This is a genomic window from Tepidiphilus sp. HLB4, from assembly GCF_054823945.1.
Map to the genome: position 1 here is coordinate 1 of NZ_JSYB01000064.1, position 763 is coordinate 763.

The following is a 763-nucleotide window of genomic DNA, read 5'->3' on the forward strand; positions in this document are numbered from 1 at the left end:
CAAGTCCGGACAGTTTATTTGTTCGCTACAGGAGGTTGGTCATGGATTTGACTGCGGAATAGCCTTCTACTACACTTGTGGCGTATTGCCACAGGAGAAACAGCCATGAGCATTTCGATTCGAATCGACGACGCCCTGTACGAAGCCGCGAAGGTTCGCGCCAAGGCGGAGATGCGTTCGATTCCGCAACAAGTGGCTTACTGGGCCAAGGTGGGGCGCGCCGCGCTCGACAACCCAGATTTACCGGTTGAATTCGTGCGCGACACGCTGCTGGCGTTGGAAGAAGAGTCTGAGCCTTTCGCGTTGCCCGAAGCATGACCGTTACGCTGTACCAGCGCCCCGCGTTCAAGCGGGTCTACAAGAAACTGCACGCCAACCAGCGCGATGCGGTCCATGCGGCCATGCGTCAGCTCATCGCCAACCCACGGCTCGGCGAGGAAAAGAAAGGCGATCTAGCCGGAGTTTGGGTCTACAGGTTCGACTGCGTCAATCAGCTCTATCTGCTCGCCTACTCGTGGGATGAAACGACACGCACCTGGCTTGCCCTCGGTCCCCACGAGAACTTCTACCGCGACCTCAAGCGCTAACCTGGCCCTGGCGGGGCTAACAAGGGGACACCCACTTATTTCACCTACTTATTTCACGTAACACCGCATTTCCACGCCCCCACAAAACGCCTCCCCCTCGTTGACGCCCCCCACCCCCTTGCGGCGACATGAACGCCCGTCACGAGGCCAGCTACAAGCACCTCTTCTCCTCGCCC

At 58.7% G+C, this 763-nt stretch carries 2 protein-coding genes; both read left to right on the forward strand.

Annotated elements, in window-relative coordinates; translation table 11 throughout:
• Positions 1-105 precede the first annotated feature (105 nt).
• The gene (locus OA56_RS09110) at positions 106-318 is read left to right on the forward strand and encodes a TA system antitoxin ParD family protein (RefSeq protein ID WP_461584818.1); all 213 of its coding nucleotides are present in this window, start codon (positions 106-108) and stop codon (positions 316-318) included.
• A complete protein-coding gene (locus OA56_RS09115) occupies positions 315-587 on the forward strand; it encodes a type II toxin-antitoxin system RelE/ParE family toxin (protein ID WP_461584820.1) in 273 nt (90 codons plus the stop codon). The genes OA56_RS09110 and OA56_RS09115 overlap by 4 nt, the downstream gene beginning before the upstream one ends.
• Positions 588-763 lie beyond the last annotated feature (176 nt).

Excerpts from the sequence above, each read along its gene's own strand:
- OA56_RS09110 (WP_461584818.1), top strand. The coding sequence starts at position 106 with ATGAGCATTTCGATTCGAATCGACGACGCCCTGTACGAAGCCGCGAAG.
- OA56_RS09115 (WP_461584820.1), top strand. The coding sequence starts at position 315 with ATGACCGTTACGCTGTACCAGCGCCCCGCGTTCAAGCGGGTCTACAAG.